The following is a 16,502-nucleotide window of genomic DNA, read 5'->3' as shown; positions in this document are numbered from 1 at the left end:
GATCTACGCCCCAACAGAATCACTGACCAAATGTCCTGGAGCCAAGCCTGAACTCTTTTCGAAACTAAGCGCAGTTTCTAGAATTTCAACAGCACTTGCGCTGTCGATAATCGACTTGCTGTCTTTTGCGCTGACGCCAGAAGCTCGAAGTTTAGCGGTAGCAGTGACAGTGGTGAGCCTCTCGTCAATCATTCGAACCGGAACCGCTATGGCTTTAGAAAGCTCCGAAGCGATTAGCCTCGCATCATTGGTTGAAGCGGTCTCCTTGCCACTTAGCGAAAGCGGGTCGCCCACATAAACTTCAATAACACCGTGTACATCTGCAAGTTCCGCAATCGAGGCAACAGTGTCCGATGCGCTGGATAATCTTGCAACCGCTGCTAAAGGTGAGGACAAAATTGCTTCACTATCGCAAATCGCGAGGCCGATTCGCACCTTGCCGACATCGACTGCTAACCTCCGGCCAGTTCGCATTTAGGAGCCCAACTCCTTTTCGATAGCAGCAATTGCTTCTTTGAGCTTTGAAGTTTCAGGGCCCCCGCCTTGAGCGATGTTGTCTTTGCCACCACCGCCACCACCCAAAATTCCAGAGGCCACCTTTACTAGGGTCCCGCTGGAAACGCCAAGCTCTCTTGCTTTACTGGATGTTGCAACAATTAAGGCAATCTTGCTATCTACTAGAGCCGTAACCGCAACGATCGAAGCCTTACTCTCTAGCGCTTGAGAAAGACCTGTCGCGATCTCGCGAACTTGATCGACGGAGAGATCTTCACCGGCCGCGTAATGCAAGAAGTCAAACTTTCCGACCGTTTTTACAGATTTGACCACTTCTGGAATCCGAGAACGGAAACTATCAAGTGCTAGAGATGCTAGCTTCTTCTCAGCTTTTTTGAGCTGCTCAAGAGTTTGTCTAACCTTGGCTACCAATTCTTGTTTAGGGACTTTAAGGGACTCAAGAATTTGCCCAACTATTTGAGCCTCGGCGGACAGAGCTTGAAAAGCTTCAAATCCAACAAGCGCTTCGAGTCGGCGTGAACCAGATCCAACCGATGCCTCGCCGAGAATTGACACTAACCCCACTTGAGACGATCGAGACACGTGAGTACCACCACAAAGCTCCCTTGACCAAGGACCGCCAATTTGAATCACTCGAACTAGTTCGTCATAGGTTTCTCCGAAAAGGGCGATGGCCCCACTGGCTTTTGCTTCCTCTACGCTCATGAACTCCGCCTGGACCGCAAGGTCTTGACGAATAGCTAGATTTGCAACCTCTTCGATTTCAGTTATTGAAGATTGGCTTAATGACTCGTTCCAGGAAAAATCAAGACGCATATAACCTGGCTTGTTGTAAGAGCCAGACTGAAGTGCGCTTGGGCCCAGCACTTGACGTAAAGCGGCGTGCATAACGTGTGTTGCCGAGTGCGCCTGCGCTGCTCCTAGTCTCCAGTCAGCCGAAACTTGCGCCGAGACTTTAGATCCAACACCGACTTCACCACTTCGGACTGTAACGCTGTGAGAAACAAGTCCCTTTACTGGTTTCTGAACATCCAGAACCTCGAGAGATAGGCCCTCTGCGAAAATGAATCCGGAGTCACTGTCCTGGCCACCAGACTCTGCATAAAAAGAAGTTTCGTCGAGAATCACCTCAGCAACGTCGCCTTGCTTGATGCTCGAAACTACCGCCCCGTCGCGAATAAGGCCCACAACTTTTGCGCTAGTTACTAGCTCCTCGTAACCGGTGAATTTTGTGGATCCAAGGGCGCGGAATTCTCCGTAAACCGAAAGATCGGCATTACCCGAACGCTTTGTCTTTGCGTCGTCCTTCGCGCGCTGGCGTTGAACATTCATAAGAACATTAAACTCCTCGCGATCTAGAGATAAACCTTGTTCCTCGGCGATTTCAAAGGTTAGATCAACAGGAAAACCGTATGTGTCATGCAGTAGAAATGAGCTTTCTCCACTGATGTTGCTCTTGCCTGCTTTCTTAGCTTTGGCAATTTCTTCGTCCAACACTAGGAGTCCGGCGTTTAGGGTGCGAAGGAAGGCTTCTTCCTCAGCTACGGCAATTCGTAAGATGCGAGCAAAGTCCGTGTCTAGCTCAGGGTAGCTAGCCTTCATCGAGTCTTTGGATCGGGTGAATAGCTCCGCGAACACAGGTTTTTCAACGCCCAATAAGCGCATTGCACGAACAACTCTTCTGAGTAATCGGCGGACGACGTAGCCGCGTGCATCATTTGCTGGAACTACCCCATCACCAATAAGCATTAACGCGGAGCGAACGTGATCTGCAACCACCCTGAGGCGAACATCATCGGATTCATTAGCGCCGTAGGTTTTACCCGCGAGCTTTGCTGCCAGATCTAGAACTGGCTTGACCTCATCAATCTCGTACAAGTTGTCAACGCCTTGCATGATGAATGCAACTCGCTCGAGCCCCATACCCGTGTCGATGTTCTTTGAAGGTAATTCACCAAGAATTTCGAAACCATCTTTGCCATCGCCTGCACCTCGTTGGTACTGCATGAAAACTAGGTTCCAGATTTCTATAAAGCGATTCTCGTCGGCTTCAGGTCCACCATCAACGCCATAGTCTGGTCCACGATCAAAATAGATTTCGGAACATGGTCCTGCAGGCCCAGGTTGCCCAGTCGACCAGTAGTTGTCCTTCATTCCACGTTTTTGAATACGCTCCAATGGAATGTCAGCTTCTTCGCGCCATAGCTTGATGGACTCGTCGTCATCTTTGTAAACAGTTACCCAGAGCTTCTCTGGGTCAAAACCCAATCCCCCTTTCGACTGCGGGGATGTTAGAAACTCCCAAGCGTAAGATATAGCCTCACGTTTGAAGTAATCGCCGAAAGAGAAGTTTCCATTCATCTGGAAGAACGTTCCGTGCCTAGTTGTCTTACCAACCTCATCGATGTCGAGGGTGCGAACGCACTTTTGCACGCTTGTAGCTCTCTTGTATGGAGCTGGAACTAAACCAGTCATGTAAGGGATAAATGGCACCATCCCGGCAACGGTGAACATGAGAGTCGGGTCTTCAGATATCAGAGAAGCCGACGGCACAATCTCATGATCTTTACTGGCGAAGTAATCGAGCCAGCGGCGACGTATCTCGGCCGTAAGCAAAGTTACCTACTTGCCAGCGGGCTTTGATTTAGCTGCGGGCTTCTTCGCAGATGAGCGCGAGGTTTTCTTCGCACGTGGCTTTGCTGTCGACTTGGAAGAACCCTTGCCTGCAGTCTTTGTTAGTTCGGTCTCGCGATCCTTGTAGCCTTCTGCTACGGCGTCCGCAAATTCTTGCAAAGAAGCCTTTGCTTCTTCATAAGCTTTGCGAGCCTGAGGATTCTCCTCGATTTGCTTAGCAACGACGACACCAATAGCGACACCAGCTATTAACCAGAAAAGTTTGTTCATTTCTACTTCCTCTTTCCGACTAATTTGCGCACAATATCAGCAAAGCCTGCAATCTTTGCCATTGGTCCACCTATTGAAGATGAGAAAATTGCAACCATTGAGGCAAAGCTCTTGGTGACCTGCGCAACGTCGGAGGAAATCCCATCAAACTTCTTAAGCTGTCGATTCGTCTCTTCCAAAGTTACGGTAAGTTCACTAACTAGAGGCGTTAGCTCATCGGTCATTTGAACCAAAGATTCACCGCTTCTATCAATCAGCTTTCCAAGCTTCAAAATCGGAACTGCCAGAAAAAGCACAAGTAAAACAAATCCACCCGCGGCTATTAGGCTCGCAATTTCTGATGGTGACATGGCGACCTCCCTAAGCGATTCAACTATCTTGCGGCGTAGTACTCAACAACGAGCTGAACTTCACAAGTGACAGGCACTTCTGAACGCAATGGTCGTCTGTTAAGTGTGATCTGAAGCTTCTCTAGCTCAACGGCTAGGTAACCAGGAAGTGGTGGAAGAACATCCACGTGTCCACCAGCAGCTGCCACCTGGAACGGTTCAGTCTTCTCACTCTTCTCGGCAACGTGAACTAGTTGACCGGGCTTGACGCGGAATGAAGGCCTGTCGACTCGCTGGCCGTCTACAAGAATATGTCTGTGCACGACCAACTGACGCGACTGAGCAATTGTGCGGGCAAAGCCTGCACGAAGAAGAATTGCGTCGAGTCTCATCTCTAGAAGCTCTACAAGGTTTTCACCGGTCAATCCAGTGGCACGCTTAGCCTCTTCAAAAGTCTTTTTAAGCTGAGCCTCACGAATGCCGTATTGAGCCCTTAGTCTCTGCTTTTCACGCAGACGAACGGCGAAGTCGCTGTCGGCTTTTCTTTTGGTGCGTCCGTGCTCACCTGGAGCGTAAGGGCGCTTTTCAAGATACTTGGCGGCTTTTGGTGTTAGCGCTAGTCCTAGTGCTCGGGACAGACGAGTTTTACTGCGGGTACGCGATGTCTTAGACACAGCTTCCTTTCAAGTTAGGCAAACAAAGAATGAAACGACAGAGGTTCGTTCCCGTGTGCCCAGAAAGGTCTGCTAAATGACTCTTGTCTATTTGGTTAATCCCTTGCAGCCGCGCTCAGGATTCAAATTGGCAACCTTGGTAGTTTAGCACCGCAACTAGCGGCCCATCAAGCCCTATTGCCTCGAATAATTCGCTTCAGCGCTGTCCAGCGATCCACGAGACCCTTCTCGAAGCCTGAGCTCTTTGGGGTGAAATACTCTGGTACACCCTGAACATAGACCTGGTTCACTACCGAATTCGGGTCATCGTGGGGATACCTATACTCCTCTTCCGTCTCCCCCTTAGATAGGTAATTACTTCGAAGGCTGGCAGGAATAGTCGGGGCAAAGCCATTTTTTACATCAGCGATGGCTTGGTTGATTGCCAAATATGCAGAGTTCGACTTTGGGGCTAGAGCGAGATACACAGTTGCCTCCGCCAAAGGAATTCTGCCCTCTGGCATTCCAATTAACGCGACGCTCTCGTGGGCCGCCACTGCAATAGAAAGTGCTGTGGGGTCGGCTAGGCCGATGTCTTCAGAGGCCAGCAAGATAAGCCTTCTAGCAATAAACCTGGGATCCTCTCCGCCTTCGAGCATGCGAGCTAGATAGTGAATCGCGGCATCCGCGTCAGAGCCACGGACACTTTTAATAAACGCACTTATGGTGTCGTAGTGCTGATCGCCATCACGGTCGTAGCGAACCAGAGCTGATTCCAAGCTCGCACCCACATCTTCCAATCCGATCCCCGCAGGGGTGGAATCTGATAACTCCAGAACCCTAGAAGCCGCAGCCTCTAAAACGGTAAGAGCCCTTCTAGCGTCACCGCCAGAAACCTCGACAATTCTTTTTAGGGCAGCATCTTCAATTTCCACTTTGGAGCCAAGTCCACGGGGTTCGACTATCGCCTTCTTTATAAGGTCGGCGACGGCATCCTGCGATAGCGGCTCCAATCGCACCAGCAATGATCTGGAGAGTAGCGGTGCTATTACGGCGAAGGAAGGGTTTTCAGTGGTAGCTGCAATGAGCAAAATCCCACCGCTTTCAACCGACGGCAACAAAGCGTCCTGTTGAGCTTTGGAGAATCTATGAATTTCGTCAAGAAATACAATCGTTGTTACACCGTAAGTTTCTTGGTCTAGGCGAGCTTTCTCAATTACTTCGCGAAGTTCTTTCACCCCAGTAGACACCGCCGATAGCTCAACAAACCTTCGCCCGGATGAAGTCGCGACTGCTTTGGCGATTGAGGTTTTACCTGTGCCGGGTGGACCCCAAATCAGGATTGATGTGTGAGAAGAGTTAGCGGATTCAGCCTTAGCAAGAATTTGCAAGGGAGATCCAGATAATAAAGCCTTTTCCTGACCGATAACTTCAGCTAGAGTCCTGGGACGCATCCTGGCAGCTAACGGGGCTCCCCCCGAAAACAGTGATTGGCTCATAAGCACAAGGCTATTAGAAAGCCCTTGAAAAGCTTTGTAAACTCTCTAATGAACCCAAATAGGAAGTTGAACAACCTTGACTAAAACGCCAATCGGGAAATCTTCAGACCGAGAAAGACTTGCAAGATTTTCCGCCAAGCAAGAACTGGAAGCCAGTAAGGCGACTCGAAGAAAAATAGATAACCGTCTTGCCGTTGTTGTTTCAGTTCTAGCCATCGCTCTAGCAGTGGGTTCCCAGCTGACTTACACTGCGCTCAAGCCTGAGCCAGAAGCAATAATTCCGGAGGTAACTCCTACCGAACCATCGGCTCCGATTCCTGATCTTTCGATTGCTGAGGGCAGAACGTGGACAGGCACCATGCAAGTTGGCGATGCAAACCTGGAAATTGAACTCGACGGTGCACTAGCACCGCAGGCCGTTGCGAGCTTTATAGATCTTGCGGGTAAGGATTTCTTTAGCGGGATAACTTGCCATCGGCTAACTACCGGTGGCATTTTCGTGCTCCAATGCGGACAATCGAGCAATACCCCAGATGGTGGTCCTGGCTACAATTTTGGTCCGATTGAGAATGCTCCAGCGGATAACTTGTACGTAAAAGGAACCCTTGCGATGGCCCGAGTTGGTTCCTCGGCACTGGGGGCAGAGGAAGCGGCTGCCAGCATGGGTAGTCAATTCTTCATTGTCTATCAGGACTCGACAATAGGTGCAGATGAGGCAGGCGGATACACAGTATTTGGCAAGATCAATGGCGGACTAGAAGATCTGCAGTCAGTTATTGATGCCGGCGTCGATGGAGGCGGGGTCGATGGCCCTCCAGCCCTGGAAACTAAGCTTGGCGCAATCGAACTAAGATAATTACTTACCACTAGCCCGCAGGAGCAAACCGGTGACACAAACAGTAAACAGCCACGGCCGAGTAGACGAAGACAACAACGTCTACGTGTTCGACAATGGCTCGGAGCGCAAGGTTGGTCAATATCCGGGTGTCCCAATGCAGGAGGCGCTGGCCTACTTCGAGCGCAAGTTTGCTGAGCTAGAAGGCAACGTAAGAATTCTCGAGCAACGAGTAAAAGGTAAAGCCGACGCAGCCAGCATCTCAAAAGCCGCTCAAAAACTATCCTCGGATCTAGCCGAGCCTGCCGCAGTCGGCAATATTCAAGAACTGCGAGAGCGGGTCGCTAGCATCACTCCAAGCATCGAACAGATGAAAAAAGACAAGACTGAAGCTTCCGGGAAAGCTATTGCGCAGACACTTGCTACCAGACGAGAAATTGCTGCCAAAGCTCAGGCGCTTGCCGACAAAGACCCGAAGAAGACACAGTGGAAAGCCGCTTCTGCGCAGATGAATGAGCTGTTCGAGAAGTGGCAGCAATCCCAGAAGGCCGCGCCAAAAATCTCACGCAAGGACTCGGAGCCGATCTGGAAGAGCTTCTCTCAGGCGAGAACCAAGTTTGAAGCCAACAAGCGCGCATTCTTCTCTGCTCTTTCAGCTGAGAGTAAGAATGTTCGCGTCAAGAAAACAGCCCTTGTCACACAAGCAGAAGCACTGGTTGCCAAAGGTGCTGACTCAGCGACGGAGTATCGCAAGCTTTTGGATCAGTGGAAGCTAGCCGGGCGATCTCAAGGAACACAAGATGACCTGCTCTGGGACAAATTCAAAGCTGCTGGCGACAGTATCTACGCAGTTCGCAAGGAAGTTATTGCTAAAGAGTCAGGCGAATTCAAGGCGAACTACGAAGCCAAGCTGCTAATAATTGCGGAGGCAGAGAAGCTTGACCCAATAGCGAACCTTTCAGAAGCTAAAAAGCAGCTGCTATTGATTCAAGCTCGTTATGAGAAAGCCGGCAAGGTTCCAAAGGACAAGATTCGCGAGACCGATGACCGAATGCGTGCGGTTGAGAAGAAAATCAAGGAAGCGGAACAAGAGAATTGGCGTAAATCGGATCCGGCTGCAATTGAGCGAACTAGCGGAGTTCTTTCTCAGCTTGAACAGTCAATTGCAAAACTAGAGAAGGAATTGGAAGCCGCCGAGCTGGCAGGCGATAGCTCAAAGATTCAACAGGCTAAGGACGCACTAGAGGCTAGAAGAAGCTGGCTCACAGTAGTCAAGCAAAACTAAAACTAGCTACTGCGAAACTCGATATACGTCGTAAACTGCTTCAATTCGCTTCACTGCAGCTAGTAAATGATCCAGCGCAGCGGGGTCACCCATCTCAAACACAAATCTACTGAGCGCAACCCGGTCGGTTCTGGTAGATACCGAGGCCGACAAGATGTTCACGTGGTGCTCACTGAGCACCCTTGTTACGTCACTGAGTAGTCCAGAGCGGTCGAGTGCCTCAACTTGGATTTGCACCAGGAACATTCTCTTAGACGATGGTGCCCAAGAAACATCAACCAGTCGCTCTGACTCAAGCTTAAGAGAGGTTGCGTTTTTGCAATCATCACGATGGACTGAAACACCACTACCTCGGGTGACAAATCCCATAATCTTGTCCCCAGGAACCGGCGTGCAGCAACGAGCCAGCTTCACCATCACGTCAGCATCACCCTTGACCAAAACACCCGAGTCGCCCTCGTTTACGCGTCGCGGGGATTTGGTTGCAACTGGCAACTCAAATTCACTGTCGCTTTCTTGGTCGGAACTCGAACTTACCGTCAAGCGATCGATTATCGATTGAGCAGATAGATGACCTTCGCCAAGGGCGGCATACAAAGCACTTACGTCCTGTAAACCTAGGTCGCCAACTAACTTGGCGAGCGAGTCCAAAGACATTAGCTGCTGTAATGGCAGTCCAAGCTTTCGCATTGCCTTGGTGAGATTTTCCTTGCCTAGCTCAATTGCGTCCTCGCGCCGTTCCTGGGAAAAGTGGTGCTTTATCTTTGCGCGAGCTCGTGGTGAGGCAACAAAATTCAGCCAGTCCTTAGAAGGCGAAGCGTCTAATGACTTAGAGGTAAGTACCTCTACGACGTCCCCAGAATTTAGAGTGCTATCTAGAGGGCTGATTCGTCCGTTTACCTTTGCACCGACAGTCCTATCTCCAACTTCGGTGTGCACTGCGTACGCAAAGTCAACTGCCGTCGCTCCAGAGGGCAACCCGATGACTTTACCCTTTGGCGTAAAGACATAGACCTCTTTGGCTCCGATTTCAAACCTGAGTGCGTCTAGAAACTCCCCCGGGTCTTGCGTTTCGGCTTGCCAGTCGGATAGGTGCTTGAGCCAAACCAAATCGTCTTGTGTTGTAGTTTGAGACTTCCCCGCCTGCTCTTTATACATCCAGTGGGCGGCAACACCGTACTGAGCCCGCTGATCCATTTCAGCGGTTCTAATTTGTATCTCAACGGTACGTCCCTCGGGACCGATGACTGTCGTATGAAGTGATTGATAAAGATTGAACTTGGGCATTGCAATGTAATCCTTGAAACGTCCTGGAACCGGATTCCATCTGGCGTGAATAGCACCTAGCACGGCGTAGCAATCTCTAACAGACTGAACGAGAACGCGAATACCAACCAGATCGTAGATTTCATCGAACTCGCGACCGCGAACCACCATTTTTTGGTAAATGCTGTAGTACTGCTTTGGTCGTCCAGCTACCTTGCCTTTGACTTTTTCAGCCTTAAGGTCTGCTTCTATCGCGCCAATTACTTCTTCTAAGTACTGCTCGCGCATTGGGGTCCGCTGGGTCACTAGGTTTACTATTTCCTCATAAACCTTCGGGTACAAAATCTCAAAGGACAGATCCTCTAGTTCGAGCTTGACTGTGCTTATACCTAAACGGTGGGCTAAGGGCGCGTAAATCTCAAGCGTTTCCTGCGCCTTGCGCTTGGCGGAATCCTCGGAAACGAACTTCCAAGTTCTGGCATTGTGTAATCTATCGGCAAGTTTGATCACCAAAACCCTGATGTCCTTAGACATTGCGACAACCATCTTGCGAACTGTCTCTGCTTGGGCGCTATCTCCGAACTTGATCCTGTCCAGCTTTGTGACGCCATCAACCAACATGGCTACCTCATCGCCGAAATCACTTCGAAGTTTTTCCAGAGAATAGGGAGTGTCTTCGACGGTGTCATGCAGTAAAGCCGCGGCAATTGTGGTGGCACCAATTCCAAGATCGGCAAGAATTTGGGCTACCGCAACAGGGTGAGAAATGTAGGGCTCACCTGATTTTCTCAGCTGCTCCGAATGCGCCTTTTCAGCGGCAACGAATGCCTTCTCGACCAAGCCAAGATCGGCCTTTGGGTGATTGGCTTTGAGTGACTTGATAACCTGCTGGAGCTCTTGGGTATAGGAAGGCTGTTTTGAGAAAATGCGCGGCAGACGCGACCTGATTGAACTGGAGTCTAAGTCAGTCATGCTCTTGCCCTTCCAGGCTCAAGCCTACTCTTGCGAACGGAATAGCTCTATTTTTTTGTTTTGAACCTAGGTTCGCTCTCGCGCAGGTGAACATAAACCGGAGAAGCTATAAAGATCGAAGAGTATGTACCAACAATCATTCCGATGAACAACGCCAGTGCGATATCGCGCAAGGTGCCAACTCCTAGGACGAATGCTCCAATGAACAAAATGGCTGCCACTGGCAAAATCGCAACCACAGACGTGTTGATCGACCTAACCAGAGTCTGGTTGACCGCAAGATTCACCTGAGAGGCGAAAGTTGTGTCCTCTGAGAACTCCACACCAAGGGTATTCTCACGAACCTTGTCAAAAACCACCACAGTGTCATACAGCGAGTAACCGAGAATTGTGAGAAGTCCGATAACAGCGGCGGGAGTAACTTCAAATCCGGTGAGGGCATAGATTCCGGCGGTGATTACAACGTCGTGGGCTAAGGCTGCCAGGGCCGCAATTGACATCTTGAACGTCCGGAAGTAAAAAGCCATAAGGACTGATACCAGTATCAGAAACACAATCAGGCCATTTAGGGCCTTGGATGTCACATCAGCTCCCCAGTTAGCCCCAATAAATGATGAGGTTACAGACCCGGAAGAAAGTCCATAGGCATTCGCCAAAGCAATTCGAATCTCTTCGGTAGTCACATCATCTAGCTGCTCGGTTTGTATTCTTACCGAATCAACACCAACAGAAGTAACAATAGGCTGCGTCTCTGGATCAACTGATTGGACTGCGTCTCTTGCCACCTGCTGAGAAGTGTCCCCCACTCCATCGATACGGAACTCGCTGCCGCCTCGAAACTCAATACCAAAATTGAATCCGCCACGGGCTACCGGAGCAACGATTGCAACAATCACCAGAACAATGGCAATCCCATACCAAAGCTTTCGACGGCCTACAACGTCGATTGAAACTCTTCCACTGTAAAGATCGTTACCGAATTCTCTGAACTTTGACATTAGTTGCCACCTGACTTGTCTGCTTCTTCGAGTGCGGCCTGTGCTTTTCGTTCGGCAATGGTTTGCCTCGTGGCGGCTTCTTTGGAAACCTTCAAGGCTTTTCCTTGGCTCAACGTTGGAGTTACTCTAAATTGACCTCGGCCAACGTATCCCGAAGCCTTCAACGCCTTGGAGTCAAAGCCTGACCAAGGATGACCCGAGCTAAAGAACTTGGTGCGCGCAAGTAGCCGCAGAAGTGGGTGCGTGAAGAAAAACACGACAATCAAGTCAACAATTGTTGTGAGTCCCAAAGTGAACGCAAAACCACGAACGTTACCGACAGTCAAAAGAAACAGAGTTGTGGCAGCTGTGAAGCTAACTGCATCTGAAGCCAGAATTGTTCGAATTGACCTCTTCCAAGCGTTTTCAACCGCAACCTCAAGGTTTCTTCCTTCACGAATCTCATCACGGACTCGCTCGAAGTAAACGATAAAGGAGTCAACCGTAATACCGATGGCGACAATGAGTCCAGCGACACCAGCCATCGACAATCGGTATCCCTGTCTCCAGGAAAGGAATGCAATCAACAAATACACCAAGACGGCGGCAACCAGAAGCGATCCAACGGTGACAATCGCCAATCCTCGATACTGGAACGCGGAATAGATGACTACGAGAATCAAACCAACCAAACCGGCCAGCAGACCGCTGGTTAATTGATCTTGACCTAAGGTTGCCGAAATGTTCTCCTGGCTTTGAACCTCAAATCCAATTGGCAGAGATCCATATTTCAGCTGATCAGCAAGAACTTTAGAGGAATCGCGATCGAAGCTCCCGGTGATCTGGGCCGAGCCATTAGTAATGACTGCCTGGGTGGTAGGGGCGGTGATGACAAATCCATCCAATGTGATCGCGAATTGGTTCCTCGGCTGCTCTAGTGGGAACAATCTTTGAGTTACTGTCGAGAAACCCACGGTTCCAACTTCATCGAACTCAAGGTTCACAGCCCAGGTGTTGGTCGAAGCACCAGTAGAGGATGTGACCGTTCCGTTTGATGCGTCGGAGATGTTTGCTCCATCGACTTCAACAGGACCAAGAATGAACTTCGACAATCCGTTTACGTCACAGGTAACCAAGGGAACAGTTGGATCATCGATCTGGCCTGGCTCTCTGAATACGGAGGCACAATCAAGATCATCAAATTCTTTTTGGATTTCTGGTGTGATCCAATTTAAATCACTGCCGTCAGTTGGCGCAGCGGATGGCGCTTCTGCTGCTGGTGTTTCTTCTGGCGCAGGCGACTCTGTTGCGTCTGGGTCAGAAGTCTCCGAACCATCAACCGCGGCAGTTGGTGTGCCGGCACTAGTAACCAAAACAGGTCGAAACTCCAATTTGGCGGAAGCCTTGATTAGCGCGAGTGTGTTCTCGTCAGGGATTCCTGGGATGGAAACGATGATGTTTGTATCACCCTGGGTAATCACCTGAGATTCGCTAACACCACTGGCATCAACACGCTGGCGAATAATTGAAACCGCTTGATCTAATTGCTCGGTCGTTACAGCTTGGCCATCCAGCAACAGCGGAGAAAGAATGATTTGAGTTCCACCCTGAAGATCAAGGGCCAACTTAGGAGTGAAGCTAGCGTTCTCGTCGGTAGTTGACCCGAAGCCGATAAGTCCGGCGAGTCCGAAAATGATTACTAGTAACCAAATCAGGGATTTGCGTGCCGATTTTACGGTGTTGCTAGCTGCCAACTGTGTGCTCCCCTATTACTTTCCGGAATTGGCTTTAGGGGCCTTTGGCTTTTTTGCAGCTGTACTAGAAGTCTTAGTAGCCGATGTGGCCTTCGGAGCTTGATCTATTCTGCTCACTGCCCCAATTGCAACAGTTAACTTCTGGCCTGGAGCTGTTTCGAGTTCGACTCGATCATCTTTAACGCTCAAAATCTTTCCAAAAATGCCACTGGTTAGCATTACCGCCGCACCCTTCGCAACTTCCGAGCGGAGCTTTTCAGCAGTCTTCTTGCGGTTACGTCCAGAGATAAAAATCCAAACACCCAAGAAAGTCAGGGCAAGGAAGAAAAATAAGGTGTCCGACATGAGGGCCTAACGTCAAAAAACGCGCTTTTGCGCGTGGCTAATTATAACTTAACCCTTAGTGGGCCAGTTAACTGAATTCACTGGCTCCCAGGTGCCGATAGGCCAAAGAAGTCGCTTGGCGACCCTTGCTGGTCCTTTGAATTAGGCCTTCCCGAAGGAGGTAGGGTTCAACAACCGATTCGATGGTGTCAGGCTCTTCTCCAATGGCCACAGCAAGTGTGGATAGCCCAACGGGCTTACCTTGAAACTTCACAATTAGCGCCTCGAGTATTTGCTTATCCAACCGATCCAAACCAAGTGAATCTACTTCGTAAAGCTCAAGTGCCTTTTTGGCAACGTCGGCTGTAATTACACCGGCGCCATCAACCAAAGCAAAATCACGAACCCTCCGAAGAAGCCTGTTGGCGACTCGTGGGGTACCTCTAGATCTAGAGGCAATCAACTCGATGGCCTCAGTCTCAGCTGAAAGTGTTAGCTGCTTGGCTGCGCGAACCAAAACCGTAGCCAAATCCTCGTGGCCGTAAAACTCAAGGTTGGCGGTGTATCCAAAACGGTCACGCAATGGATTTGGCAACATCCCAGACCTTGTCGTTGCTCCCACCAGAGTAAACGGTTCCAAATCTAGAGAAATAGAAGATGCACCAACACCTTTTCCAACCATCACGTCGACCCGAAAATCTTCCATCGCGAGATATAGCAATTCCTCTGCAGGTCTAGCCATTCTGTGAATCTCGTCAATAAACAACACCTCACCAGCGGAAAGCGAAGAAAGAATTGCCGCGAGGTCCCCCGCATGCTGGATTGTTGGACCGCTGGTAATTCGAAGTCCTGATCCAATCTCGGAAGCGACAATCATCGCAAGAGTTGTTTTACCTAGCCCTGGAGGACCAGCCAGCAAGATGTGATCTGGTGCACGATTTTGTAACGACGCAGCTTTTAGAAGAAGCCCCAGTTGCTTTGAGACATTATCTTGGCCTACAAACTCCGCAAGAGTTGTCGGCCTTAGTGCAGACTCAAACGCCAAATCACTTTCTGAAAGAGCAGGGCTCAAGATATCGTTCACTTGGAGCCAGACTTTGCAAGATGCTGAAGTGCAAGCTTCAAAATGTCTTGGTCCGACATATTTGGACTCGAAACCTTGCGGACTGTAATTGTTGCTTCTTTCTCGCTGTAACCAAGTCCTACAAGAGCGTCCACGCTTGCCCTAGCTTTTCCAGAGCTAGCTGACGTGCTCGAGCCACCAGAAATCTTTCCAGCTAATGAGAGGGCTATTAGCTTCGCAGTTTTTACTCCTACTCCGGACACTGACCTGAAAACCGCATCGGATTCACTGGCAACTGCGTCGGCAATCTCCGCGACGGAGAGTGAAGTCAGAATGGAAAGTGCTGATTTCGGACCAACTCCATTTACGGATCTGAGAAGATCGAAAGTCTCCAGCTCCATAGCATCTAGAAATCCATAGAGTGTGAGGGAGTCCTCGCGGACCACAAGCACCGTCTGGAGAGTCGCGTTCTGACCGATAGCTATTGTTGAAGCGATTCGATTGGTGGTGTGCACGAGCAGCCCAACGCCACCAACTTCTAGGGTGACCGCGCCAAGCGTGCTTGCTAACACTTTTCCTGACACTGAGGCAATCACGAACTTAGCCTAACTAGCGATTGGATTTGCCTCTTGCTGATTTCACTGCGGAGTGCCACTTCTGTTGAGCTTTGGTGTAGCTCGCGGAGCTATTTGATCCTCTGTAGCCCTGACAGATGGCGATAGCCAGAGCGTCCGCGGCGTCCGCCGGCTTGGGGACCTCATCAAGGCCGAGAAGCTTTGCAACCATCGCACCTACCTGAACTTTGCCCGCTCGACCAGACCCCGTAACCGCGGCCTTGACCTCGGTAGGGGTATGCATGGCCATCGGAATCTTGTACTTATGAGCCAAGAAGATAGCGACCCCGGCAACTTGGGCAGTACCCATAACTGAAGACAGGTTCTGTTGCGAAAAGACTCGTTCAATGGCAATCACATCGGGCTTGAACTTAGAAATCAAAGTCTCGAGCTCGGTTCCAATCGCGCCAATTCTTGAGTCAAGCTCTGCAGTTTTTGGAGACTGAATCACTCCTACGAATACCAATGTGGTCTTTCGGGACTTGCCAAGATCAATAACGCCAACACCACAGCGAGTAAGGCCAGGGTCAACTCCCAGGATTCTGGTCACGCTTAGGCTTCTAGCTCCGCTAGCACTTCTGGGGACATATCGAAGTTTGAATAAACGCTTTGAACTTCGTCGGAGTCTTCTAGTGCCTCAATTAGTTTGATTACAGTTCGGGCAGTATCGACGTCTACTTGGATTGAAGCGGCCGGGACGAACTCAACATCCGCGCTGTCATAGTCCAGACCCGCGCTCTGTAACGCGGACCGAACGGAGACCATTTTGGAAGGGTCAGTTGTTAGTACAAAACTGGAGTCTCTAGCTTCGATGTCTTCCAGTCCGTGCTCCAAACCCGCCTCCAGGATTTGATCTTCGCTAACTGAATCCGAGCGCTCAATCGTGATTACTCCCTTACGGCTAAAAAGATAGGAAACGCTTCCTGGATCAGCCATTGTTCCACCGTTACGGCTTACGGCCAATCGCACATCGGCTGCTGCGCGATTCTTATTGTCGGTCAAACACTCGATGAGAATCGCAATTCCATTTGGGCCATAGCCTTCGTAGAAAATTGTCTGATATTCAACAGCGTCAGCATCTTGACCTGATCCGCGCTTGATTGCGCGCTCGATGTTGTCGTTAGGCAGGGAGCTCTTTCGCCCCTTCTGCACAGCGTCATACAGAGTGGGGTTACCGTCCATGTCCGGACCACCGGTTCGAGTGGCAACCTCAATGTTCTTGATCAGCTTGGCGAAAAGTTTTGCACGGCGCGAGTCAATGATCGCCTTTTTGTGCTTGGTGGTGGCCCACTTGGAATGACCGGACATTTTTCTCCTTGAATACTTTCGCTATGAATTCTAAATCAGAACTATTGGGGTGAACTTGCCATCTTCAAAAAGTACTCGTGGACAAAGGTTTCGCCAGTGATCTCGGGGTGAAACGATGTTGCCAACATGTTCTGCTGCCTAACTGCAACCACTCTCCCATCGCTTAGCTTCGAGAGGACCTTTACAGCCTCCCCCACTCTTTC

At 50.1% G+C, this 16,502-nt stretch carries 17 protein-coding genes; 2 read left to right on the top strand and 15 right to left on the bottom strand.

Annotated elements, in window-relative coordinates; translation table 11 throughout:
• Positions 1-3: 3 nt before the first annotated feature.
• The 6 genes from ruvX to AC9UES_RS02095 form a co-directional block, all read right to left on the bottom strand.
• Positions 4-474 (bottom strand): Holliday junction resolvase RuvX, encoded by a 471-nt coding sequence (gene ruvX / locus AC9UES_RS02120; RefSeq protein ID WP_509526307.1) that lies wholly within the window; start codon positions 472-474, stop codon positions 4-6.
• A complete protein-coding gene (gene alaS, locus AC9UES_RS02115) occupies positions 475-3,132 on the bottom strand; it encodes an alanine--tRNA ligase (RefSeq protein WP_509526305.1) in 2,658 nt (885 codons plus the stop codon). It abuts the gene before it with no gap.
• Positions 3,133-3,138: 6 nt separating this feature from the next.
• Positions 3,139-3,420 (bottom strand): hypothetical protein, encoded by a 282-nt coding sequence (locus tag AC9UES_RS02110; RefSeq protein WP_509526303.1) that lies wholly within the window; start codon positions 3,418-3,420, stop codon positions 3,139-3,141.
• Positions 3,421-3,422: 2 nt separating this feature from the next.
• Complete coding sequence (locus AC9UES_RS02105; RefSeq protein WP_509526301.1) at positions 3,423-3,770, bottom strand: DUF948 domain-containing protein; 348 nt, start codon at positions 3,768-3,770, stop codon at positions 3,423-3,425.
• Positions 3,771-3,793: 23 nt separating this feature from the next.
• Positions 3,794-4,423 (bottom strand): 30S ribosomal protein S4, encoded by a 630-nt coding sequence (gene rpsD / locus AC9UES_RS02100; RefSeq protein ID WP_509526299.1) that lies wholly within the window; start codon positions 4,421-4,423, stop codon positions 3,794-3,796.
• A gap of 167 nt (positions 4,424-4,590) precedes the next feature.
• Positions 4,591-5,901 carry a replication-associated recombination protein A gene (locus AC9UES_RS02095; RefSeq protein ID WP_509526296.1) on the bottom strand — a complete coding sequence of 437 codons (1,311 nt, stop codon included), beginning with the start codon at positions 5,899-5,901 and terminating at the stop codon, positions 4,591-4,593.
• A 76-nt stretch (positions 5,902-5,977) separates the two neighbouring features.
• Between AC9UES_RS02095 and AC9UES_RS02090 the strand changes: the two genes are divergently transcribed.
• Together AC9UES_RS02090 and AC9UES_RS02085 are read left to right on the top strand one after the other, a co-directional pair.
• Entirely contained in the window at positions 5,978-6,757 is a 780-nt protein-coding gene (locus tag AC9UES_RS02090) for a peptidylprolyl isomerase (RefSeq protein ID WP_509526293.1), read from the top strand.
• A 31-nt stretch (positions 6,758-6,788) separates the two neighbouring features.
• A complete protein-coding gene (locus tag AC9UES_RS02085; protein WP_509526291.1) occupies positions 6,789-8,021 on the top strand; it encodes a DUF349 domain-containing protein in 1,233 nt (410 codons plus the stop codon).
• A 6-nt stretch (positions 8,022-8,027) separates the two neighbouring features.
• Here the strand turns inward: AC9UES_RS02085 and AC9UES_RS02080 are convergent, their stop codons facing one another.
• The 9 genes from AC9UES_RS02080 to AC9UES_RS02040 form a co-directional block, all read right to left on the bottom strand.
• Positions 8,028-10,259, bottom strand: coding sequence for a RelA/SpoT family protein (locus AC9UES_RS02080; RefSeq protein ID WP_509526288.1), 2,232 nt, complete (start codon positions 10,257-10,259; stop codon positions 8,028-8,030).
• A gap of 47 nt (positions 10,260-10,306) precedes the next feature.
• Complete coding sequence (gene secF / locus AC9UES_RS02075; RefSeq protein ID WP_509526285.1) at positions 10,307-11,257, bottom strand: protein translocase subunit SecF; 951 nt, start codon at positions 11,255-11,257, stop codon at positions 10,307-10,309.
• Positions 11,257-12,990, bottom strand: coding sequence for a protein translocase subunit SecD (gene secD, locus AC9UES_RS02070; protein ID WP_509526283.1), 1,734 nt, complete (start codon positions 12,988-12,990; stop codon positions 11,257-11,259). The genes secF and secD overlap by 1 nt, the downstream gene beginning before the upstream one ends.
• A 15-nt stretch (positions 12,991-13,005) precedes the next feature.
• A complete protein-coding gene (yajC, locus tag AC9UES_RS02065) occupies positions 13,006-13,335 on the bottom strand; it encodes a preprotein translocase subunit YajC (RefSeq protein WP_509526281.1) in 330 nt (109 codons plus the stop codon).
• Positions 13,336-13,402: 67 nt separating this feature from the next.
• Complete coding sequence (gene ruvB, locus AC9UES_RS02060; RefSeq protein ID WP_509526389.1) at positions 13,403-14,398, bottom strand: Holliday junction branch migration DNA helicase RuvB; 996 nt, start codon at positions 14,396-14,398, stop codon at positions 13,403-13,405.
• Positions 14,395-14,973 (bottom strand): Holliday junction branch migration protein RuvA, encoded by a 579-nt coding sequence (gene ruvA / locus AC9UES_RS02055; RefSeq protein ID WP_509526278.1) that lies wholly within the window; start codon positions 14,971-14,973, stop codon positions 14,395-14,397. Before ruvA ends, ruvB begins: the two co-directional genes overlap by 4 nt.
• 13 nt (positions 14,974-14,986) lie before the next feature.
• Positions 14,987-15,541, bottom strand: coding sequence for a crossover junction endodeoxyribonuclease RuvC (gene ruvC, locus AC9UES_RS02050; RefSeq protein WP_509526276.1), 555 nt, complete (start codon positions 15,539-15,541; stop codon positions 14,987-14,989).
• 2 nt (positions 15,542-15,543) lie between these two features.
• Positions 15,544-16,299 carry a YebC/PmpR family DNA-binding transcriptional regulator gene (locus AC9UES_RS02045; protein WP_509526273.1) on the bottom strand — a complete coding sequence of 252 codons (756 nt, stop codon included), beginning with the start codon at positions 16,297-16,299 and terminating at the stop codon, positions 15,544-15,546.
• 41 nt (positions 16,300-16,340) lie between these two features.
• Positions 16,341-16,496 carry a hypothetical protein gene (locus AC9UES_RS02040; RefSeq protein WP_509526387.1) on the bottom strand — a complete coding sequence of 52 codons (156 nt, stop codon included), beginning with the start codon at positions 16,494-16,496 and terminating at the stop codon, positions 16,341-16,343.
• Positions 16,497-16,502 lie beyond the last annotated feature (6 nt).

It is taken from the genome of Rhodoluna sp. (genome assembly GCF_044232805.1).
GTDB lineage: Bacteria > Actinomycetota > Actinomycetes > Actinomycetales > Microbacteriaceae > Rhodoluna.
The sequence above is the reverse complement of the archived record's forward strand: the minus strand, read 5'-3'. Positions and strand labels throughout refer to the sequence as shown.

Excerpts from the sequence above, each read along its gene's own strand:
- secF (WP_509526285.1), bottom strand. The coding sequence starts at position 11,257 with ATGTCAAAGTTCAGAGAATTCGGTAACGATCTTTACAGTGGAAGAGTT.
- AC9UES_RS02105 (WP_509526301.1), bottom strand. The coding sequence starts at position 3,770 with ATGTCACCATCAGAAATTGCGAGCCTAATAGCCGCGGGTGGATTTGTT.
- ruvX (WP_509526307.1), bottom strand. The coding sequence starts at position 474 with ATGCGAACTGGCCGGAGGTTAGCAGTCGATGTCGGCAAGGTGCGAATC.
- AC9UES_RS02110 (WP_509526303.1), bottom strand. The coding sequence starts at position 3,420 with ATGAACAAACTTTTCTGGTTAATAGCTGGTGTCGCTATTGGTGTCGTC.
- AC9UES_RS02095 (WP_509526296.1), bottom strand. The coding sequence starts at position 5,901 with ATGAGCCAATCACTGTTTTCGGGGGGAGCCCCGTTAGCTGCCAGGATG.
- yajC (WP_509526281.1), bottom strand. The coding sequence starts at position 13,335 with ATGTCGGACACCTTATTTTTCTTCCTTGCCCTGACTTTCTTGGGTGTT.
- AC9UES_RS02045 (WP_509526273.1), bottom strand. The coding sequence starts at position 16,299 with ATGTCCGGTCATTCCAAGTGGGCCACCACCAAGCACAAAAAGGCGATC.
- AC9UES_RS02080 (WP_509526288.1), bottom strand. The coding sequence starts at position 10,259 with ATGACTGACTTAGACTCCAGTTCAATCAGGTCGCGTCTGCCGCGCATT.